Origin of the sequence: Aeromonas sp. s5, from assembly GCF_040907865.1 — a bacterium.
Lineage (GTDB): Bacteria > Pseudomonadota > Gammaproteobacteria > Enterobacterales > Aeromonadaceae > Aeromonas > Aeromonas dhakensis.
The window spans coordinates 33,189-55,177 of record NZ_JBFOCO010000022.1 but is presented as its reverse complement, the minus strand read 5'-3'; the positions used below and the strand labels follow the sequence as shown (position 1 = coordinate 55,177).

Here is a 21,989-nt window from a genome sequence, read left to right as displayed (position 1 = left end):
CGCCCTGCTCGCCTTCGATTAATGTTTGGTAGATAATATCACACGAATAGTATGTGCAGGAGCCACTCAATGGGAACCGTCGCCAGCCTGGATATTGATGCGCAGAAGGGGTTTACCCCCCTCTGCCCGAACGAACTGCCCGTCGCGGGCGGGGATGATATTGTGGCTGCGCTCAACGCTCAGGCCACCCTCGCCAGCCTGCGGGTCGGCAGCAAGGATTCACACCCGGCCAACGCCGCCTGGGCCGTCAGCGACCCTGCCGGCATGCTGCTGCCGCTGGATATGCCCAACGCCGACCTCACCTGGCCGGTGCACTGCGTGCCGGGCACTCGCGGCTTCGAACTGCTCGACGGCCTGCCGGCCCCGGTCGATTACGACTTCTTCGTCTGGAAGGGGGTCGAGCCGGATCTGCACCCCTACGGCACCTGCTTCCACGATCTGGCCGAGCGCCGCAGCACAGGGCTCATCGAGTTTCTGCAAGCCCGCGGCGTCACGACCGTACTGGCCGGCGGCCTCGCCACCGACTACTGCGTCAAGACCAGCGTGCTGCAGCTGCGCCGCGCCGGTTTCCGGGTGATCGTCCATCTCGATGCCTGTCGTGGTATCGCCCCCGAAACGGTCGCTCAGGCCCACACCCAGATGATCGAGGCCGGCGCCGAACTGGCCCAGACCCTTGCCGATGTACAACGCCTGCTGGACGCCTGATATGCCTCCTATTCTCAACAGCCTGCTCGATACAGATGCTTACAAGCTGCACATGCAGCAGGCGGTGTTCCATCGCTATCCGGATGCCGAGGTGGTGGCCGAGTTCCACAGCCGCAACGAGGAAGATCTGCTGCCCATGATGGGTCAGATCGAGGAGAAGCTGCGCCTCGCCGGCTCCCTGCGGCTGACCCGGCCCGAGCTCAACTTCCTGGCGGAGCGCCCCTTCTTTACCCCTGACTACCTCGACCACCTGCGCCGCAAGCCGTTGGATGCCTCGCTGCTCAAGGTGTTCGAGCAGGATGGTCGCATCAACGTACGGGTCGAGGGCCCCTGGCAGGACGTGATCCTGTGGGAGATCCCGGTGCTCGCCATCATCAGCGAGATGCGCAACCGCTTCCGCTACCCCCAGTTTGGCGTCAGCCAGGCGCTGGAGCGGCTCGATCAGAAGCTCGACAAGCTGGAGCGGGAGCTGAGCCGGGAGGAGATGAGCGAGTTCAACCTCATCGACTTTGGCACCCGCCGCCGCTTCTCCCTCGCGGTACAGGATGCGGTGGTGGGCCGCCTCCAGGAGCGGCTGCCGGCGTTTCGCGGCACCAGCAACTACCTGCTGGCCCAGAAGTACGGCCTGCCGGCGGTAGGCACCCAGGCTCACGAGTGGTTCCAGGCCCATCAGCAGCTCGGCTTCCCGCTCGAGCACAGCCAGCGTGCCGCCCTCACCAGCTGGCTGGATGAGTTCACCAACCACCTCGGCATCGCGCTCACCGACTGCATCACCATGGATGCCTTCCTGCGCGACTTCGACTTCGAGCTGGCGAGCCGCTATCAGGGGCTGCGTCACGACTCCGGCGATCCCGTGGTGTGGGGCGAGAAGGCCATCAGCCACTATCAGCGGCTCGGCATCGACCCCACAGAGAAGACGCTGGTCTTCTCCGATGGCCTCAATCTCGACAAGGCCGTCGAGCTGCTGCGCCACTTCCGCGGCCGCATCAACACCAGCTTCGGCATCGGCACCAAGCTCACCTGCGATCTGCCCGGGGTCAGCCCGATGAACATCGTCTTCAAGCTGATGGAGTGCAACGGCGGCCCGGTCGCCAAGATCTCCGACAGCCCGGGCAAGACCCTGTGCCGGGACGCGGACTTCATCCGCAACCTCAAGCAGGCCTTCCACGTCGGGGTCTAACGCCTATTTTTGGGGGCGCATCTTGCGCCAGTGGCCAGTGGCCCCCTACCATTCTCTCCTCGTCAGGTCCGACTGGTGTCGGGCCTTTCTATTGCCCGAACGACAGCCCACCAAGGAATGCACCATGACCCGCAAATGGATATTCGCCCTCACCACCCTGTTCACCAGCCTGAGCGCCATCGCCGCCGAACCGCTGCGGGTCTCCGCCATCCCGGACGAGGCCCCCACCGAGCTGCAACGCAAGTTTGCCCCGCTGGGTGACTACCTGGCCGAGAAGACCGGCCGCGAGGTGGTGTTCGTGCCGGTCAACGACTACGCCGCCGTGGTCGAGGCGCTGGCCGCCGGCAAGCTGGACATGGCCTGGCTCGGTGGCTTCACCTATGTGCAGGCCCATCGCCGCGCCGACAAGGTGGTGCCCCTGGTACAACGCCAGGAGGATGCCCAGTTCACCTCCAAGTTCATCGCCAATGCCGACAGCGGCATCAAGACCCTGGCCGACACCAAGGGCAAGGACTTTGCGTTCGGCTCCCCCTCCTCCACCTCCGGTCACCTGATGCCACGCCACTTCCTGGCCGAGCAGGGCATCAACCCGGAGCGTGACTTCGCCCACGTCGCCTTCTCCGGCGCCCACGACGCCACCGTTGCCTGGGTCGCCTCCGGCAAGGTGCCGGCCGGTGCGCTCAACGCCTCCGTGTGGGAGAAACTGGTGGAAGAGGGCAAGGTCGACACCGCCAAGGTCAAGGTGATCTGGACCACCCCGACCTACTTTGACTACAACTGGACCGTGCGCGGCGGCCTGGATCCTGCCCTGCAAGAGAAGATCAAACAGGCCTTCCTCAGTCTGGATCCGGCGGTGCCCGCCCAGGCCGAGATCCTCAAGCTGCAACGCGCCAGCCGCTTCATCGAGACCAAACCCGAGAACTACCTGGGCATCGAAGCCGCCGCCACCCAGGCCGGCCTGCTGAAGTGATCGCCGTCACACTGGACGGGGAAGGATTACGGCTCGGCCAGAGCCGCATCCTGCAGCCGTTCAACCTGCAGATAGCGGCAGGTGAGTGCGTGGCCATCATAGGGCCGAGCGGCGCGGGCAAGACCAGCCTGCTGCGGCTGATCGGCACCGAGCTGCGTGGCGAAGGCAGGCTCGCCCTCTGGGAGCAGGATCCCTGGAGCCTCTCCACCCGGGACCGCCAGCGGCTGCGCAGCCGGATCGGCATGGTCTGGCAGCAACCGCCACTGCCCGCCTCCCAGCAGGTGATGACCGCCGTGCTGGCCGGTCGGCTCGGCCAGTGGTCCCTCGGCCGCTCCTTGCTCTCCCTGCTGCGCCCCTGCGACCCAGCAGGGGCGCGGGCCGAACTGGCCCGCCTCGGCCTTGCCGACAAGTGGCAACAGCGCTGCGGCGAGCTCTCCGGTGGCCAGTTGCAGCGGGTCGGCATCGCCCGGGTGCTCTATCAGCTGCCGGACCTGATCCTGGCGGACGAGCCCGTCTCCGCCCTCGACCCCGTGCTCGCCCAGAGCAGCCTGGATGCCCTGCTGGCCCAGGCCCGCGCCCGGGGCAGCACACTCATCGCCAACCTGCATGCGGTCGAGCTGGCGCTCGGCCGCTTCCCCCGCATCATCGGCTTGCGCGAGGGGCGAGTGCAGTTCGACTGTCCGGCGACGGCCGTCACGCCGGCCATGCTGGCCGAGCTCTACGCCGGTGATGACGAGGCGGCTGCGTGTTTGAACTGACCCACCGCTGGCGCCATCCCCTGCCCTGGCTGTTGCTGCTGATCGGCTACAGCCTGTGGCAGCAGGCTGACGGCTGGCTCGGCCTGTTCGACGGCCAGAGCTGGCGGCAGATGGGCAATTTCCTCGCCACCAGCTGGCCACCCCGTTTTGATCGGGACTTTCTCGCCCTGACCCTGACCGCGACTCTGGAGAGCCTGGCGGTCGCCACTCTGGGACTGGCGGGTGCCCTGCTGCTCGGCGTGCCATTTGCCCTGCTCGGCTCGCGCGCCCTGTCGCTGGCCGAACTGGGGCCGGTGCCCAGCCCGCTGCGCAGCGCCTTGCGGGCCCTCTCGCGCCTCGTCGCCATCGTGCTGCGCAGCCTGCCCGAGCTCATCTGGGCGCTGCTGTTCGTGCGCCTGTCCGGGCTTGGGCCGCTGGCCGCCATCCTGGCCATCGCGGTCAGTTACGGCGGCATGCTGGCCAAGGTTTACAACGAGATCATGGAGAGCGGCGCCCTGCAACCTGCCCGCGCCCTGCTGCTCGGCGGCAGCGGCCGGCTGCAGGCACTCTGGTACGGCGTGCTGCCCGCGGTGCGCCAGGAGCTGCTCTCCTACACCGTTTACCGCTGGGAGTGCGCCCTGCGCGCCTCCGTCATCATGGGCTTCGTCGGCGCCGGCGGGCTCGGCCAGCAGCTCGAGCTCTCCCTGCGCATGTTTGCCGGTGGCGAGGTGGTGACCCTGCTGCTGGCCTTCATCCTGCTGGTGACCCTGGCGGATGGCCTCAGCGCCTGGTTGCGCCACAGCCGCTCCCCCGGCCTGCTGTTGCTGATCTGCCTGGGACTGGCCGCAGCTCTCGCCCTTTATCAGCTCGACTGGCGCATGCTGAGCTTTTCCTTCGGGGGACTGGGCTCCTTTCTGGGGGAGTTCTTGCAACCGGACTGGTCATGGCCCTTCCTCAAGACGGTGGCCAGCGGCCTGCTCGATACGGTGCAGATGGCGCTGCTGAGTACCCTCTTCAGCGCCCTGTTGGCCCTGCCGCTGGCCTGCCTCGCTCGCCACTGCTGGCCGCTGCGGCTGCTGTTCAACCTGCTGCGCTCGGTACCCGAGCTCATCTTCGCCAGCCTGCTGGTGATCGCGGTCGGGCTGGGGCCGGTGGCGGGCATACTGGCGCTGACCCTGCACACCACCGGGGTGCTGGCGCGGCTGTTCGTGGAGACCCTGGAGAACGCCGATCCCGCCCCCCGCCTCGCCCTGCAGCTGAGCGGTGCCGGCCCCATTGCCAGCTTCTGGTACGGGCTGTTTCCCCTGGTCACGCGCCAGTGGCTGGCCTACAGCCTCTATCGCGGCGAGATGAACCTGAGGGCCGCCACCATACTCGGCGTGGTCGGCGCCGGCGGGCTGGGGCAGCAGCTCTATGTTTCCCTGAGCCTGTTCCGTTACGATCAGACTGCCACCCTGCTGCTGGCCATCCTGCTGCTGGTCTGGCTGGCGGAGGCCATCAGCCGCCGCACCCGCTTGCCGCGCCCGGCCCCCACTCAGCGGGATTGCCAGATCTGACGCAGGCTCCTGATAAACAAAAAGCCCGCCGGTTTGCACCGGCGGGCTTTTTTCATGGGATCAGACGAGGTCAGTCTTTCTTGGCCAGCAGGAATTTCACCAGCTGGTTGAACTGATCCTGGGAAGTAATGGATTCGATCTTCACCATGTACTTGCCGTTGACCAGGAAGGCCGGCACACCGCGGATGTTGTAGCTTTCGGTGTTGCGGTCAAACTGGGAGACCATGCCGGAGACGGCGAAGCTGTCGACGGCACCGTCGAACTCTTCGGCCGGTACGCCGTTGTCCACGAAGATCTGCTTCACGTCGGCGCGGCTCTGCGGGATCTGACGCTGGGTGTGGATCTTGTCGAAGATGGCCGGGGTCAGCTTGCCTTCAACGTTCAGCAGGCTGGCAACGGCGTAGGCACGCTGCATCTCCGGACCCATTTCGCGGCCCAGGAAGGCCACCGGGTTCTTCTTCATCGACACGCCTTCCGGCAGGTTCTTCTTCAGATCCTCGGCAATCGGCTCGAACTTGGCGCAGTGGGGGCAGTAGTAGGAGAAGAACTCCAGTACTTCCGGCTGGGCGCTACCGGTCTGCTTGACCACATCATAGTTGACGCCTTCCTTGAATTCGGGGGCGGCGTGAACCATGGGCATCATCAGCATGGCAGCAAGGAAAAACAGAATTTTTTTCATGACGTTTCCTGTTAAGGGATCACTGTGAGGCACGCCCGGCGAACCGAAGCAGTGCCAAGCCTATTGCGTCACCACTGCACAGTCAATGATCAAGCAGGGGCGAGTCCCATCCCTCGCGCACCAGGTCGTCAAGCTCTCTCCCCGGCGCCCGTGTCAGCGCGAACGCCTTGATAGGCTGCCGCGGGTCTGCGGCAGGCATAACGAACGGCTGGCAACCCGCCGCATCACCAGCCCGGCATCAGGGTCAGGGGCGGCGCCTTGAGCGCCTCCAGCTGATCGTGCAGGGTGGCGATCTGCTGGCGCCAGTAGTGCTCGGTGTTGAACCAGGGGAAGTGACGGGGGAAGGCGGGATCCTCCCAGCGCCGCGCCAGCCAGGCCATGTAGTGGACGATGCGCATGGCCCGCAGCGGCTCGATGAGCGCCAGCTCGCGCGGGTCGAACTCCATGAACTCTTCATAGCCCGCCAGCAGGGTGTCGAGCTGGATCTGCTGCTCGCTGCGCTCGCCGTTCAGCATCATCCAGAGATCCTGGATGGCGGGGCCGGTGCGGCAGTCATCGAGATCGACAAACATGGGACCGTCGCGCCAGAGAATGTTGCCCGGATGGCAGTCGCCATGCAGGGAGATCTGCGCCACATCCAGGGTCATGGCGTCGCCGACGTGCTTGATCAGCTCGTCCAGCACCCCGAAGAATTGCCTGGCCAACCCGCTCGGCAACCACTCGCCGGACGCCAGCAGCTGACGCGGCTCGTGCAGCATGGTCTCCACGTCGAGCCGGACGCGATGGTGGAAGGGCTTGCTGGCACCGAGCTGATGGATGCGGCCGAGGTAGCGCCCCACCCACTCCAGCTGGTCGAGATTGTCCACCTCGAACTGGCGTCCCCCCACGCTCTGCCAGATGGCAAAGGGGTAGCCCTGATGCTCCAGCAGGGTCTCGCCGGCAAAGGCGATGGGAGCGGCGACCGGGATCTCCGCCTCGCACAGGCGAGCGGCAAACTCGTGCTCCTCGAGGATCTGGGCCCAGCTCCAGCGGCCGGGACGATAGAACTTCACCACGTAGCGGCGACGATCCTCGTCCTGGAACTGATAAACCCGGTTTTCGTAGCTGTTGAGCTCGATGAGGCCCGAGTCGAGCCGCAGACCGCTGAGGTCCAGCGCATCCATGATGAGGTCGGGAGTGAGATCGGAATAGTTGAAACGCATGTCATCCACCATGAGAAAGGGGCGCCGTTGCGCCCCATTCTATCACTACTGTCCGCAGTTGCCGTGCATGGCGGTGTGCCTTGCCGTCACAACCGGCTGATGAATTTACTGGGCTGGCGCAGGGTCCCCTTGCTGTCGTCCGGCGCCGCCCCTTCGCGTTTGAGCACGAAGCGGATGTCCAGGGTCGGCTTCTTCAGGTTGAAGGGATCGACGGCCACGCTCACCGGCAGGGTATAGATCTCGCCGGCCTTCAGGGTCACCTCGCGCGGGCCGAACCACTCGTGCTCCGGCAACCCTTCCACATCCAGCTGATAGGTCTGGGGATGCAGGGTCTTGTTGAGGATCTTGAGGGTATAGGTGTTCTCGATGAGCCCCTCGCTGTTCTCGCGGAACAGCTGGTTGCGATCCCGCAGGATGTCGAGCCCCATCGGCATGATGGACATGGCGTTGTAGACGAACACCCCCAGCATGATGGCCATCACCAGGCCGTAACCGATCAGCTTGGGCCGCGCCACATGGGTGGAGTCGTTGGCCAGCTTGTGCTCTGTGGTATAGCTGATGAGCCCTTTCGGATAGCCCATTCGTTCCATGGTCTGATCGCAGGCGTCGACGCAGGCGCCACAGTTGATGCACTCGTACTGCAGGCCGTCGCGGATGTCGATGCCGGTCGGGCAGACCTGCACGCAGAGGTCGCAGTCGATGCAGTCCCCCAGTCCCAGCGCCTTGGGGTCGGCCTTGCGGGAACGGGCCCCCCGGGTCTCGCCGCGCTTGGTGTCATAGCCGACGATGAAGGTGTCCTTGTCGAACATGGCGGACTGGAAGCGGGCATAGGGGCACATGTGAATGCACATGATGGCACGCATCCAGCCGGCGTTGCCGTAGGTGCAGGCGGCGAAGAGCACCACCCAGAAGATGACCCAGCCGCTGGCCTGCAGGGTGAAGAAGTCAGGCACCAGCTGGAACACATCCTGGAAGTAGGCGACGAAGGTGAGGCCGGTGCCCAGCGACAGCAGGAGCCAGGCCAGGTGCTTGGCTCCCTTGCGGGCCAGCTTCTCGCCGTTCCAGGGCGAGGCGTCCAGCTTGCGGCGCTTGTTGGCGGAGCCTTCCAGCTTCTCTTCAAACCAGATGAACATGAAGGTCCACACCGTCTGCGGGCAGAGGTAGCCGCACCAGACCCGCCCCAGGAAGGTGGTCACGAAGAAGAGGGCAAAGGCAGCGATCATGAAGACCCAGGCCAGCAGGGTGAGATCCTGCGGCCAGATGGTGGCACCGAAGATGTGGAACTGCTGATGACCGATATCGAACAACACGGCCTGTCGACCGTCATAGCGCAACCAGGGAATGGCGACGAAGAGCACCACGAAGAACCAGCCCATGGCCTTGCGCATCCGCTGCCAGTAGCCGGTCTGGGCCCGGACATAGATGCGGTTGCCGGGGTTGAACCTGTCGTCGCTGGCTTTGAAGGTATTGGGGTTGAACGTCCCCGTTACATCGCCGGTGACATCCTTGATATCGATCTTGTCCTGGTCGGCCATTGCAACACTTCGCTCCATTAATTAATTGTTATGGGGCGGATTATATCTTAAACAGCCTGCTAATTGTGTGGGTAAAATGTATCTAATGTTCGAGTGGTGTCGCAATTTCAAGCAACAAAAAAGACGTATCGCCAGTTGACGAAACGCCTTTTTAAGAGATTCCTTTGAAAACCTTCAAGCTTCCAGCAAGCGCACTCTTTACTTGATGCCGCGGGCCTTGAGCAGGGCTTCCTTGAAGTCGGGCACGTGGTCCTTGGCCAGACCGGGGATCATCGCCTGCTTGTCGGATTCACGCATCTTGAGGTGGTAGATCAGCATGTCGTCGGTCAGCTCGGACAGAGGCCCTTCAAATCCCGCTTCCTCGGCCAGTTTGGCAACAAACTGTACCAGGCTGAGATCCTGTTCCTTGATCCAGGCAGGCTGCAACAACTCCAGCAGCTCTTCGATACGATGACATTGCATAGACGACCTCTTTAATCTGTCTTGTGAAACTCAGGCAACCTTACCCATCAAGGCTACTTCGATACGATCCCGCCCATTATGCTTGGCCTGATAGAGGGCCGCATCCGCTTTTTGTATCAGCTCGCTGATGGAGAGGGTCTGGTCCGGCACCAGGGTCGCCACCCCGAAACTGCAGCTGACCCGACCGGAAACCAGGGACTTCTGATGGGGAATGCTCAACTCCTTGAGGGCCACCCGCACGTTTTCGGCGATCTGCATGGCCCCCTGCATGCTTGTGCAGGGCAGCAGCAGAGCAAACTCTTCACCGCCGTAACGGGCGGCGAGATCATCCTCCCGCCGCTGCACCTCGGCCAGCAGACCTGCCACCTGCTGCAGGCACTCATCCCCCAGCTGATGGCCGTAGAGATCGTTGAACTGCTTGAAGTAGTCCACATCCACCAGCACCAGCGACAAGGGAGCCCGGGCACGGTGGCAGCGACGCCAGGCGCGCTCGAGGCAGTAGTCGAGGTGGGCCCGGTTGGCGATGCCGGTCAGCCCGTCCAGCCGGGAGGTGAGCTTGAGGTGCTCGGAGACCGCCTTGAGCTCGGCCACCAGGTCGGCGTTGGAGAAACGGTGATAGAGGGAGGCCACCTGATCCCGCCGCAGGCGACGCAGCAGGGTCGGCAGGAAGACGAACAGGTAGCCGGCCAGCATGCTGGAGACGATCCGCTCCTGCTCGTTGCCCGCCCCCAGTTCGAACACCATGGCCAGCCCGAGCGGCAGCACGGCGCCATAGAGGGAGCGGCGACTGCCGAACAGCATGATGGCACTGCCGGTGAGGATCAGGCTGGCGAGCATCATCATGGCGGCGCGGTAGGTATCGGGCAGCTTGTCCATGTAGAGCAGCACGCCCAGCGCCCAGATGATGGAGGTGATGGTCACCCCGATGAAGAGTTCGCGCTCCAGCACCGGCAGCGGGATCTGTGCCAGCCTGGGCTGGCGCCAGCGCAGATGCCAGCCCCGGCAGAGCAGCAGCAGCATCACACTCGCCAGCCAGCCGAGCGCCTCGCTGGTGGGCAGGTAGTCGTGGAACAGCAGGCTCCAGCCAAGTGCCAGCAGACCCAGGCAAGGCAGGCTGAATGAGGCGTGGGTATAGAGCTGGGCCATGATGGCCTGCTTTACCTGACGTGTCACACTCTGGGTCAACTGCGTACTCCCTGTACAAGAGCCGCACAGTCTACCACTACCCCTTCGGAGCCAACAATAAAACGTCCGTTATTAAGCGGTTAGTCAGTCGATGATGCCAGACCCCAGCCTGCCGGCAGGGGCGGCTCAGCCGCGCTCCAGCTCGTCGAGGATCGGGCACTCGGGATTCTCGTCCCCGTGACAGCAACCGACCAGCCCCTCGAGGGAGCTGAGCATGGCCTGCAAGCCGGCGATGCGGGCGCGCAGATCGACGATCTTCTCCTGCGCCAGCTTCTTCACCTGGGCGCTGGTTCTGTGCTCGTCCCGATAGAGCGCCAGCAGCTCCTGGCACTCCTCCAGATTGAAGCCGGTCTCCCGCGCCCGCTTGACGAAGCGCAGCTCGCGCAGCGCCCCCTCAGTGTAACTGCGATAGCCATTGTCACTGCGCACCGGCGCCGAGATGAGGCCGATGCTCTCGTAGTAGCGGATGGTCTTGGCGGTCAGTCCCGTCGCCTTGGCTACCTTGCTGATGTTCATGGATGACTCCTTAACGGTTCGATTCAGTGCTGACATGGTGGCTGACCTGGGCGAGCGCCCGCGGTTGCCAGCGTTTCAGTAACAGGGAATTGCTCAAGACTGTGATGCTGCTCAGGGCCATGGCCGCCCCCGCCAGCTCGGGGCTGAGGTAACCCAGCGCCGCCAGCGGAATGCCGATGATGTTGAACACGAAGGCCCAGAACAGGTTCTGCTGGATGGTGCGCCAGGTGGCCGCCGAGATGTCGATGGCATCGGCCACCAGCCGCGGATCAGAGCGCATGAGGGTGATAGCGGCGGTCTCCATCGCCACGTCCGAGCCGGAGCCCATGGCGATGCCCACATCCGCCGCCGCCAGCGCCGGGGCATCGTTCACCCCGTCCCCCACCATGGCGACCAGCCCGCGGGTTTGCGCCCGTAACGCCTCGACTTTTTCCACCTTGCCAGCCGGCAGCACGGAGTCAAACGCCCCATCCAGCCCCAGCTTGGCGGCGATATGGGCCACCGGTGCCGGTGCGTCACCGCTCACCAGCCAGCTGGCGATGCCGCGCTGGCGCAGGGTAGCGATGGCCTCGGGGCTCTCCGGTCTCAGAGTATCGGCCAGGGCCGCTATGCCGGCCACCACGCCGTCGATGGCCACCCAGACCCGGGTCGCGCCGTCGGCGGCTTGTTCATCCTGTTGTGGTACGTCAATGCCGAGCTGGGCCAGCAGACTGGCATTGCCGATGGCGACCGAATGATCCACCACCTGGCCGAGGATACCAGCCCCGACCCGCACCTCCACCGCCTCCGGCTGGGGCAGCACGGCATCTTTGCCGGCTGCCTCGCGCATGGCCAGCGCCAGCGGGTGCTCGCTCGCCTGCTGCAGGGCGGCGGCGAGGCGCAGCTGCTCGTCGTTGCCGCTCCAGCTCGCCAGCACCGGCCGGCCCTGAGTGAGCGTACCTGTCTTGTCGAAGATCAGCGCCTTGATGGCGTGGGCCTTCTGCAGGGTATCCACATCCTTGATCAGAATGCCGTGGCGCGCCGCCACCCCGGTGCCGGTGACGATGGCGGCCGGCGTGGCCAGTCCCAGCGCGCAGGGGCAGGCGATCACCAGCACCGCCACCGCCGCCAGCAGCGCCTGACCGAAGTCATTGCCGATGGCGTACCACACCAGCAGGGTAAAGAGGGCGATGGCCATCACCACCGGCACGAACACGGCGGAGACCTTGTCCACCAACTGCTGCAGCGGGGCCTTGCCCATCTGGGCGCTCTCCACCAGGGCGATGATCTTGCTGAGGCTGGAGTCCTCCCCCACGGTGGTGGCCTCGATCTCCAGCACGCCGGAGCGGTTGATGGCACCGCCGAGCACCTTGTCGCCCTCGCCGCGGGGCACCGGCAGGCTCTCGCCGGTGAGGATCGACTCGTCCAGCTCGCTCTCGCCGCTCAGGATCTTGCCATCCACCGGCACCCGCTCACCCACCAGCACCCGCAGCCGATCGCCGCGCAGCACCTCGTCGATGGCGACGCTCTGCCAGCACTCACCGCGCCAGACGGTGGCGGTTTCCGGCCGCAGCGCCATCAGTTCGCGAATAGCGGACTGGGTGCTGCGTCTGGCGCGGGCCTCCAGCAACTTGCCGAGGGAGATCAGGGTGATGATGATGGCGCTTGCCTCGAAATAGAGCTGGCCGCTGGCGGCCATCCCCAGGGTCAGCAGCAGATAGAGGCTGTAGAAGTAGGCCGCGCTGGTACCGGTCGCCACCAGCACATCCATGTTGGCAGAGCGGTTCTTGATGGCGAGCCAGGCACCGCGATAGAAGCGGGCCCCGATCCAGAACTGCACCGGGGTGGCGAGCACCAGCTCCAGCCAGGCGGGCAGATGCCAGGGCAGCAGACCGGCCATTGAGAACATGCCCACCAGCAGCGGCAGGGTCAGCAGCGCCGAGACGATGACCCGGGTCTGCGCCTGACGGGCACTGGCGGCCTCCTGCGCTTCCCGCTCCAGCAACTGCTGACGGCGGCCGCTGGCCGAGCCCTGCGCCAGCTGGGCACCAAAGCCGAGGGCTTCGATCTGCTCGCGCAGGGCGGCAGGGGTCTGCATCCCGGGCACCAGCACGATACGGGCCTGTTCGAGCGAGAAGTTGACGTCGGCTGAGATGACGCCCGGCAGTGCGGCCAGCATCTTGTTCAGACGGGCCGAACAACCGGCACAGCTCATGCCGCTGATCTGGAAGGAGAGCGTTTCGTGGCCATAGTCATAGCCCTGTGCCTGAATGCTCTCCAGCACAGCCGGCAAACGGTCGGGGCTGGCCAGGTCGATAGCGGCCTGCTCCAGCGCAAAGTTGACGGTCGCCTCGACCCCCTCCAGCTTGTTGAGGGCGGTCGTGATGCGGCTGGCGCAATTGGCGCAGCTCATACCTGTGAGCGGCAGCTGCAGATGGATGGGTAATTGAATATGAGTGGTCATCTTGTTCCTCCCCGGAACCCGTCGGCCAGAACGAGCGCCAACCAGCAAACCCTAACCTTTACTGTAAGGGTAAGCTCAAGCCACCTGACTCACTTTTTGCAGATGAAAAAACGGCGCCCGTTTGCTGCCAGGGAGCAAACGGGCGCCGACTTCAACTATTGCGCGGTGTGATCGGCTCAGATGCCGTACTGGGCGCGGTACGCCTTCATGGCAGCCAGTTGCGTAGCCAGCTCCGGCTGCTCGGCCTGCTTCTCTTCCAGATAAGCGATCAGATCGCTCATCTGGATGATGGCGATGATGTGGGCGCCGTAGTCACGCTCCACCTCCTGAATAGCGGAGAGCTCGCCCTTGCCCTTCTCCTGACGGTCCAGCGCGATCAGCACACCGGCCAGGGAGGCACCGTTGGCCTGGATCAGATCCATGGATTCGCGGATGGCGGTGCCGGCGGTGATGACGTCATCCACCAGCATGATGCGCCCCTTGAGCGGGCAGCCCACCAGATTGCCGCCTTCACCGTGATCCTTGGCTTCCTTGCGGTTGAAGCACCAGGGCACGTCCACGTCGTGCTGCTCCACCAGCTGCACCGCGGTGGCGGAGGCGATGGGGATCCCCTTGTAGGCCGGGCCAAACAGCACGTCGAACTCGATGCCGGCATCCATCAGGGCGGCGGCATAGAAGCGGCCGAGACGGGCCAGATCGCGGCCGCTGTTGAACAGGCCGGCGTTGAAGAAGTAGGGGCTTTTACGACCGGATTTCAGGGTAAATTCACCGAATTTGAGGACCTGCTTCTCCAGGGCGAACTCGATAAATTGACGCTGGTAGGCTTTCATTCTGGCTCCTTGCTTGGCTTGTCGTTGTCTTGTGTGGGGGTATAAAAAAACGCGGACAATGCCGCGTTTTTAAAATCATGCAAGCGACTGCTTCTGCAGCGCAATGATGTCGGCGATGCCGCCCTTGGCGAGCGCCAGCATCTCCAGCAGCTCTTCGTGGGTGAAGGGCTCGGCCTCCGCGGTGCCCTGCACCTCGATGATGCGACCATCTTCGGTCATCACCACGTTCATATCGGTCTCGGCGGCGGAGTCTTCGATGTACTCCAGATCGCAGATGGCTTCCCCTTCGAACATGCCGACGGAGACGGCGGCGATCATCTGCTTGAGCGGGCTCTGCTTGATCATGCCCTTCTCCACCATCCAGTTCAGCGCGTCCACCAGCGCCACACAGGCACCGGTGATGGCGGCGGTACGGGTGCCACCGTCGGCCTGCAGCACGTCGCAGTCAACTGTGATGGAGTGCTCGCCCAGCGCGGTCAGGTCTACCGCGGCGCGCAGGGAGCGGGCGATCAGGCGGGAGATCTCCAGGGTGCGGCCGCTCTGCTTGCCGGAGGCCGCTTCGCGGTTCATCCGGGAGTGGGTGGAGCGCGGCAGCATGCCGTACTCGGCGGTGACCCAGCCCTGGTTCTTCCCTTTCAGGAAGCGCGGTACGCTGGTGTCGACGCTGGCGGTGCAGAGCACGCGGGTGTTGCCGAACTCCACCAGCACAGACCCTTCAGCATGCTTGGTGAAGTGGCGGGTAATGGTGACCGGACGAAGCTGCGCGGCAGTGCGATCGCTGGGACGTGACATGGGACGGACCTCTGGGCTGGCTGAATTGGCGCAGGAGTATAAGTGATCCCAGCCCAAATATCAGCCGCTAAAACCACGCTGTCGGCTGACGGAGCAGGCCTGGCTGAGTATACTGGCCCCACACTTCATCAAGCCCGGAACAATCAATGATTCACAGCATGACCGCCTACGCCCGCAAGGAACTCAAGGGCGACTGGGGCACAGCCGTTTGGGAAATTCGTTCGGTCAACCAGCGCTATCTGGAGACCTACATTCGCCTGCCGGAACAACTGCGCAGCCTGGAGCCGGTTCTGCGTGAGCGCTTCCGCGCCAAGCTGCAGCGCGGCAAGGTGGAGTGCAACCTGCGCTTCGAGGCCGCGCAAGCTGCCGCCAGCCAGCTGCACATCAATGAAGAGCTGGCCAAGCTCATCATCGACAGCGCCAACTGGGTGATGAAAGAGGCGGGCCAGGGTCAGCTCAACCCGGTCGACGTGCTGCGCTGGCCGGGCGTGATGGCTGCCGCCGAGCAGGACATGGACGTGGTCGCCACCGAGCTGCTCGGCGGGTTTGACCAGACCATGGAAGATTTCCTCGCCTCCCGCGCCAGCGAAGGGGCCAACCTCAAGGCGCTGATCGAACAGCGTCTGGCCGGCATTCAGGTGGAAGTGAAGAAGGTGCGCGTGCACCTGCCGCAGATCATCGAGTGGCAGCGCCAGAAGCTCACCGACCGGCTGGCCGAAGCCAAGGTGGAGCTGGATCCGGCCCGCATCGAGCAGGAGATCGTGCTGCTGGCCCAGAAGATCGACGTGGCGGAAGAGCTGGATCGGCTGGAGATGCACATCAGCGAGACCAACAAGATCATGAAGAAGGGTGGCGCCTGTGGCCGCCGTCTCGACTTCATGATGCAGGAGTTCAACCGCGAGTCGAATACGCTCGGTTCCAAGTCGATCAACGCCGAGGTGACCCAGTCCGCCGTCGAGCTGAAGGTGCTCATCGAGCAGATGCGCGAGCAGATCCAGAACATCGAATAATACCGGTTCGATAGCGTGAAAAAGCCATTGGAGACAATGGCTTTTTCTTTTTATGCGGAGCAGGCGAGCACAGGGAGCGTGCAGGCGGTGGGCTCGGCCGCCGGGCCGAGATCCCGCACTATGTCGCGGATCACCGCATCCAGCTGATGAAGGCTGTGATGATGAGGCAGGATGATGAGGTGGGAGTGCTCGCCCGAGGTCGCCAGGCAATGGCGCTTCCAGGTGCGCTCCGAGGGGCGCGGGAAGACCACGGTAATGGAGTGCGGATGCCGCCAGGCGGGCACCCCCTGCTGATTCAAACGCTCTACCAGCTGCTGGGCCATGGCCAAGCAGCGCCCGGTCCGCTCACGCCACTGGGCCAGCGTCCGTCCCTTGAGGGCCGCCCACATCAGCAGGGGCGTGAAGCCATTGCGCGACCCGCTGATGGTCTGATCGCTGGCCGAGATGTAGTCCACCTCCACGGCGATGCGATCTACAAAACGCCGCCTGGCCAGCACGATGCCACACGGGATCGGCGACCCCATCATCTTGTGGCCCGAGACACTGATGGAATCGATGCCGTCGGCAAATGAAAAGGCCGGCGCATCGTCCACAAACGGCAGTATCATACCGCTCAGGGCCGCATCCGCGTGCAGGTAGTAGTCCTGACGCGGGATGCCGATGGCCGACAGCCGCCGTTGAATGGCGCCGATGTCGTCGACCGCCCCCTTCATGGTGGTACCGATATTGGCAAATATGATGGGATGACGCTCGCCATCATCCACTATCTGCTCTGCCAACTTATCGCAGTCAATTTCCCCGCTGGGCAGAGTGGGAATTTCCTTGGCCTTGATCCGCAGCAACCTGATTATTTTGGCAACCGAATAGTGTGTCTCTTGTGAATAATAGAGGGTGCCTTCAGGAAACAGCTCTCTGGCAAGATAACAGCCAAACATATTGCCTTCGGTGCCGCCATTGGTCACATAACCCCAGCTCTGCTCTGGCGGGATTGAAAATAGCGATGAGAAATAGTGCATGACCTCTCGCTCAAATTCGAAGGTATTGAGCAAATAATTTCCAGGCGCGCCCCAGTCGCCACAGTTATTGATAGAGAACTGTAAAAACTTGTGCAGCTTGGAATAATCAAAGTCGGCAGCCTCCGGATAACCGACATTGAAATATTGATGGGTAAGGCAGAACTGCCAAAACTGCTCGAGCCTGTGCTGATCTTCTGCTGACAGCGTCATGATGGTGTCCGTGGCGAACGCCATGAACTGGCGCCGCCCTTGCTGAATGATAAGAGCAATGCGTGAAATTGATTGAATATATACAGCCAGTCAGGCCGCCTGGGAGCCGCTCAGGAGCGCCCACCAGGCTGACAGGGTGGGCCTGCGCGCCAGCTCGTCAAAACCGACATCGACCCCCTGTGCCTTCAGCTCTGCGGTAAAGCGCATGATGCTGAGGGAGTCCAGCCCATACAGCACCAGACTCTCCTCCGGATCCAGCTCCCCCTCCTCCACCAAGCTCTGTACTCGTTCATTCAACCACTCACGGGTCATGAATGTTGGTCTGCTCATGTTATTTCCTCACTGTCTGTCATGGTTATTTCTAGTCGTGATTGTTTAATCAACGTCCCCACCCAATTGCTGAAAACTGGATCGACGACTGCCAAAAAAGAGGCCCAGTCATACCGGCCTGAAATACTGTCCAGGGTCATCTCTGGCCACGACTGATGCCAATTTAATTAAGCGACTTATCGATATAACCATATGGGTTGACGGATTAAATTAACCTTGAAATGAAAATCATTCTCACCTTTAAATATATAAACAACGAAACACGACAAGTTGTCAACGCCATGAATGAGATGAAAGAACTGACCGCGATGCAGGCGGCTTGCTGGATGGGACGCAGCGCGCATGCCCATCTGGGGGGCGTCAGTGCCCACCTCTACGCCGAGTTTGACGGCCCGGCCCTCGATCTGGCGCGCCTGCACGGTGCGCTGGAACGTCTCTATCAGGCGCACCCCATGCTGCGCCTCACCGTCACCCGGGAGGGAACCCAAACGCTGGGGGATCCTGCCCCGGCCGTGCTGGAGATAGATGATTTCCGCTCCCTGAGCGGCCAGCCGCTGGCCGATGCCCTGGCCCGCAAGCGGCAGGAGTGGACCCACCAGCAACTCGATCTGAGCCGGGGTCAGGCGGCCCGCTTCTCCGTCACCCGGCTGGCAAACCAGCGCCAGCGGCTGCACATCGACACCGACATGATGGCCGTCGATCCCTCCAGCGTGCGGATCCTGCTCGCCGATTTGGCCCGGTGGTACGAAGAGCCGGAGTGGACGCCGCCGCCATCCCCCTCGTTTTTTGCCTGGCACGAGGCGGTGCAGACAAGCCTGCGCGCGCGCCGGGAACAGGATCGGCAGTGGTGGCGACAGCAACTGCCCGCGTTGGCGCCGGCGCCCACCCTGCCGCCCGCTCCGCAGCAGACTCCCCCCACCAGCGAGCGTCTCAGCGCCACCCTGGATGCCGCCACCTGCCAGGCCCTCACCACCCTGGCACGGCAGCGGCGCCTGACCCTCTCCAGCCTGATGCTGGGCCTCTTCGCCCACGCCCTGGGCAAGGCCACCGGCGACAGGCATTTTCGCCTCAATGTCCCCTTCTTCTGGCGCGAGCCCGTGCTTGGCAACGAGCAGCGGATCGTCGGCGAGTTCGCCAACCTCACCCTGGTGGACGTGGACCTTGACCAGGCCGGCACGCTGGATGTGCTGTGCCGGCAACTGGCGGCCCAATGGCACCAGCGCCTCGGCCACGGCGCCTATTCCGGCGTGGCGGTGATGCGCGATCTCTCCCGCCACCACGGCTCGGCCCAGCTGGCCCCCATCGTCTTCACCGCCGCCCTGGATCTGGAAGGAGGCTCGCTGTTTGACGGACGGGTGCACAGGGTCTTCGGCGCCATGAACTGGGTCATCTCCCAGGGCCCCCAGGTGGCGTTGGATGCCCAGCTGGTGCGCCTGCGCGGCGAACTGCTCATCAACTGGGACGTCCGCCTCGATGCCCTGCCGCTCGCCTGGATCACCGCACTGTTCGACGATCTGGTGGCACAGTTGCGCCAGCTGGCACGGGATCCCGCCCTGCTCGACGCCCCGCTGCACCGCCGCCGCGAAACGCCCCTGACGCCACTCCAGCAGGCCTACCTGCTGGGGCGCACCACCCAGTTTCCGCTCGGGGGCGTCGCCATGCAGGAGTACCGGGAGTACCGCGGCAAGATGGAGCCGGCGCTGCTGCGCGCCCGCCTGCGGGAGATGGTGCAGCGCCACGATGCGCTGCGTACCCGCATCGATGCCGACCGCCTGGTACAGGTCGTCGATGACGAGGCGCGCCTCAATCTGCACGAACAGGACCTGCGTCAGCTGACCGAAGAGGAGGTGGAGCCCAGGCTCGCTCGCCACCGGGAGGCATACAGCCATGCCCTGTTCGACCTGACGCAGTCCCCCTGGGATCTGACCCTGCTGCACCTGCCGGGAGACGAGCTGGTCGCCTTCGTGCGCATCGATGCCCTGATCCTGGATGGACACGCCATCGCCACCCTGATGCGCGAGCTGTTCGAAGGGATAGTGGCCCCCGCGCTGCCCTCCCCGCCCGCTCACGAGCCCACGGCGGCGCAGCGGGAGCAGGCAGGGGACTACTGGCGACGCAAGCTGGCCAGGCTGGAGGGGCCACCGCGCCTGCCCTGGACCCAGCCGCTCGAAGGTCTGCGCCGTGCCCGCTACGCACGCCAGCGGCAACGCATACCTGCCGGGCAGGCGGTCGCGCTCTACAAGCTGGGTGCCCGCCAGCACCTGTTCAAGAACACCACCCTGATGGCCGTCATCCTGGAGGTGCTCTCCCGCTGGCGCGACGAGGGGGATCTCTGCGTGGCCGTGCCGGTGGCCCCGCCACCCGGCGGGCCGCTGACCAACCGATCCAGTTTTATCGCCCTCACCTGGCTGCCCGCGGAGGGCACCCTGCTGGAGCGGGCCCACATCCTGCAGCAGGACGTCATGGAGGGGCTGGATCGGCTCGCCTTCTCCGGGGTCGATATCGCCCGCCAGCTGGTGGAGACCCATGGCGGCGGGCCCGCCCTGCCCGTGGTCATCACCAACGGGCTGGCCTGGCCGGTGGCCGCGCCAGAGAGTCCCATGCAGTGGCAAGGGGGCCTGACCCAGACACCCCAGGTCGCCATGGACATCCGCATCAGCCAGCAGGCCGACGGTACCCTGGTGCTCGACATCGACTACGCCAGCGAGGCCCTGGAGGCCGCGCTGGTGAGCGATCTGCTCGCGGCCATGGCGCGTGCCGTGGCCCGGCTGGCGGAGGGAAAGGCATTTCACCTCCCAGACCTGGTCACCCCCACCCATGCCCGTCACAACAGCCTGCCGGACGCCGCCTGCCACACCGACTTCCTGCAGCGCATCGCCGATCGCCTGTTCCATTCGCAGCACGAGGCGGTGGCCCTGATCCAGGGGGAGCGACAACTCAGCTACCGGGAGCTTGGTCACGGCGTGGGGCGCGTGATGCATGCCCTGAGCGAGGCCGGCATCGAGGCCGGGCAGGTCGTCGCCATCTGCCTGCCGCGCAGCCCAGAACACACCATGGTGACCCTGGCCTGCGCCCTCAGCGGTATCATCTGGGTGCCCGTCGATGCCGCCTCGCCACCCGAGCGCCGCCGCTATCTGCTGGACAACTGCTGCCCCGATCTGGTGGTGGCAGAGCCAGGCGCAGAGACCGGCCACCCCACGCTGACCCCGGCCACCCTGCTGGCCGGCGACGACGCCCCCCTCGGCACGCCCTGGGCGGGGCGCAGTGCCCACACCACGCCGGCCTACTACCTCTATACCTCAGGCACCACGGGGCGCCCCAAGTGCGTGGTGCTGAGCAACCAGGCCACCGCCAACGTGATCGGCAGCACCCTGCAGCGCTGGGGCATTACAGAGCAGGACAGGTTTCTCTCCGTCACCCCGCTGCACCACGACATGTCGGTCTTCGACGTGTTTGGCTGCCTGACCGCCGGCGCCACCCTGGTGCTGCCGGAGCCCGGCGCCGACAAGGATGCGGTGCACTGGGGCCGGCTCATCGCACGGCACGGCGTCACCCTCTGGTGTTCGGTGCCGGCCATGCTGGAGATGCTGCTCGCCTGCCACCCGGTCGACACGCTGCAGAGTCTGCGGCTCATCGCCCAGGGGGGGGATTACATCAAGCCGGGCATCATAGAGCGCCTGCGCACCGGCCTGCCTGCCGCCCGTCTCTTCTCCCTCGGCGGGCCGACCGAAACCACCATCTGGAGCATCTGGCACGAGATAAGTGCCGACGATCAGCAGCGCATTCCCTATGGCATACCGCTGCCGGGCAATGCCTACTGGCTGCTGGACGAGCGCGGCGAACACTGCCCGCTCGGGGTGGCGGGCCGCATCCATACCAGCGGCGTCAACCTGGCCCTCGGCTACCTCGAACAGGGGCAGCTGATCCAGACCGACTTCGTCACCCTCACCGATGACAGGGGCCAGCCGGTGCGTGCGTTTCGCACCGGCGATCGGGGCCGCTACCGCCGCGACGGCACCCTGCTGTTCGACAGCCGGGTCAACGGTTACATCAAGGTGCGCGGGGTGCGTGTCTCGCTGCCCGACGTCGAGAGCGCCCTCATCACCCATCCGGCCCTCGCCCAGGTACTGGTGGTGGAGTACGGCGACGAGCAACAGGGGGAGCTTGGGATCGGGCTGCTCTACGTCTGCGCCACCGGCCACCGGCTGGACCCGGCCGCCCTGCGCGAGTTTGCCCGCGCACAGTTGCCGGCCTCCCACGTGCCGACCCGCGCCCTGGCTGTCGCTCAGCTTCCCCTCACCGCCAACGGCAAGCCGGACAAGCCCGCCGCTCGCACCCTGCTGGCGCAACCCGCCCCCCGTCACGGGGTACTCGACATCTATCTGGAGGTGCTGGGCGCGGCACCGGGCAGCGCCGACAGCCGGCAGCCCTTTACCGCGCTGGGGTTGCGGCCCCAGCACCTGAAGACCATTTCGGCCCGGCTGCGCGAACGCTTCGCCGTGGAGCTGTCACCGGGCCAGCTGCTGGCCTGCCGCACGGCGGCCGACGTCGAGGGGCTGCTGGCCAGCGTGCGCGCCTGACCCTGCGCCCCGGCATGGCCGGGGCGCATCACCTTTCCTTTGGGAGTGTTT

The 21,989-nt window shown here is 64.7% G+C and carries 18 protein-coding genes; 7 read left to right on the top strand and 11 right to left on the bottom strand.

The features are described from left to right. Positions 1-69: 69 nt before the first annotated feature. The 5 genes from AB5Y94_RS12025 (at position 70) to phnE (ending at position 5,148) form a co-directional block, all read left to right on the top strand. Entirely contained in the window at positions 70-705 is a 636-nt protein-coding gene (locus AB5Y94_RS12025; RefSeq protein WP_024942648.1) for a nicotinamidase, read from the top strand. Between the two features lies 1 nt (position 706). Then, complete coding sequence (gene pncB, locus AB5Y94_RS12020; RefSeq protein WP_368205581.1) at positions 707-1,885, top strand: nicotinate phosphoribosyltransferase; 1,179 nt, start codon at positions 707-709, stop codon at positions 1,883-1,885. Between the two features lie 124 nt (positions 1,886-2,009). Beyond that, on the top strand, positions 2,010-2,855 hold the full coding sequence (locus tag AB5Y94_RS12015; protein WP_017779476.1) for a putative selenate ABC transporter substrate-binding protein: 846 nt from the start codon (positions 2,010-2,012) through the stop codon (positions 2,853-2,855). Further along, positions 2,852-3,613, top strand: coding sequence for a phosphonate ABC transporter ATP-binding protein (locus AB5Y94_RS12010; RefSeq protein ID WP_368205579.1), 762 nt, complete (start codon positions 2,852-2,854; stop codon positions 3,611-3,613). The genes AB5Y94_RS12015 and AB5Y94_RS12010 overlap by 4 nt, the downstream gene beginning before the upstream one ends. Next, positions 3,601-5,148 (top strand): phosphonate ABC transporter, permease protein PhnE, encoded by a 1,548-nt coding sequence (phnE, locus tag AB5Y94_RS12005; protein WP_368205578.1) that lies wholly within the window; start codon positions 3,601-3,603, stop codon positions 5,146-5,148. The genes AB5Y94_RS12010 and phnE overlap by 13 nt, the downstream gene beginning before the upstream one ends. A 70-nt stretch (positions 5,149-5,218) precedes the next feature. Here the strand turns inward: phnE and AB5Y94_RS12000 are convergent, their stop codons facing one another. From AB5Y94_RS12000 to rph, 9 genes are all read right to left on the bottom strand, one after another. After that, a complete protein-coding gene (locus AB5Y94_RS12000) occupies positions 5,219-5,827 on the bottom strand; it encodes a thiol:disulfide interchange protein DsbA/DsbL (protein ID WP_368205577.1) in 609 nt (202 codons plus the stop codon). Between the two features lie 224 nt (positions 5,828-6,051). Continuing rightward, positions 6,052-7,041: a serine/threonine protein kinase gene (locus AB5Y94_RS11995; RefSeq protein WP_368205576.1), complete on the bottom strand. Its 990-nt coding sequence runs from the start codon at positions 7,039-7,041 to the stop codon at positions 6,052-6,054. 74 nt (positions 7,042-7,115) lie between these two features. Then, positions 7,116-8,564 (bottom strand): cytochrome c oxidase accessory protein CcoG, encoded by a 1,449-nt coding sequence (gene ccoG, locus AB5Y94_RS11990; RefSeq protein ID WP_005306854.1) that lies wholly within the window; start codon positions 8,562-8,564, stop codon positions 7,116-7,118. A gap of 198 nt (positions 8,565-8,762) precedes the next feature. Then, the gene (locus tag AB5Y94_RS11985) at positions 8,763-9,026 is read right to left on the bottom strand and encodes a YihD family protein (RefSeq protein WP_005306857.1); all 264 of its coding nucleotides are present in this window, start codon (positions 9,024-9,026) and stop codon (positions 8,763-8,765) included. 30 nt (positions 9,027-9,056) lie between these two features. Continuing rightward, a complete protein-coding gene (locus tag AB5Y94_RS11980; RefSeq protein ID WP_368205575.1) occupies positions 9,057-10,211 on the bottom strand; it encodes a diguanylate cyclase in 1,155 nt (384 codons plus the stop codon). 126 nt (positions 10,212-10,337) lie between these two features. Further along, complete coding sequence (gene cueR / locus AB5Y94_RS11975) at positions 10,338-10,727, bottom strand: Cu(I)-responsive transcriptional regulator (protein WP_010635698.1); 390 nt, start codon at positions 10,725-10,727, stop codon at positions 10,338-10,340. Between the two features lie 10 nt (positions 10,728-10,737). Then, positions 10,738-13,170 (bottom strand): heavy metal translocating P-type ATPase, encoded by a 2,433-nt coding sequence (locus AB5Y94_RS11970; RefSeq protein ID WP_368205574.1) that lies wholly within the window; start codon positions 13,168-13,170, stop codon positions 10,738-10,740. Between the two features lie 176 nt (positions 13,171-13,346). Next, positions 13,347-14,000, bottom strand: coding sequence for an orotate phosphoribosyltransferase (pyrE, locus tag AB5Y94_RS11965; protein ID WP_005306870.1), 654 nt, complete (start codon positions 13,998-14,000; stop codon positions 13,347-13,349). Between the two features lie 75 nt (positions 14,001-14,075). Further along, a complete protein-coding gene (gene rph, locus AB5Y94_RS11960; protein WP_005306873.1) occupies positions 14,076-14,792 on the bottom strand; it encodes a ribonuclease PH in 717 nt (238 codons plus the stop codon). Between the two features lie 146 nt (positions 14,793-14,938). Between rph and AB5Y94_RS11955 the strand changes: the two genes are divergently transcribed. Continuing rightward, on the top strand, positions 14,939-15,802 hold the full coding sequence (locus AB5Y94_RS11955; protein ID WP_054543738.1) for a YicC/YloC family endoribonuclease: 864 nt from the start codon (positions 14,939-14,941) through the stop codon (positions 15,800-15,802). A gap of 50 nt (positions 15,803-15,852) precedes the next feature. Here AB5Y94_RS11955 and AB5Y94_RS11950 read toward each other — a convergent pair whose 3' ends face one another. Then, positions 15,853-17,052, bottom strand: a complete 1,200-nt coding sequence (locus AB5Y94_RS11950; protein WP_368205573.1) for a histidine decarboxylase — start codon at positions 17,050-17,052, stop codon at positions 15,853-15,855. 66 nt (positions 17,053-17,118) lie between these two features. Continuing rightward, positions 17,119-17,358: a phosphopantetheine-binding protein gene (locus AB5Y94_RS11945; RefSeq protein WP_005306882.1), complete on the bottom strand. Its 240-nt coding sequence runs from the start codon at positions 17,356-17,358 to the stop codon at positions 17,119-17,121. 290 nt (positions 17,359-17,648) lie between these two features. Between AB5Y94_RS11945 and AB5Y94_RS11940 the strand changes: the two genes are divergently transcribed. Further along, on the top strand, positions 17,649-21,938 hold the full coding sequence (locus AB5Y94_RS11940; protein ID WP_368205572.1) for an amino acid adenylation domain-containing protein: 4,290 nt from the start codon (positions 17,649-17,651) through the stop codon (positions 21,936-21,938). Positions 21,939-21,989 lie beyond the last annotated feature (51 nt).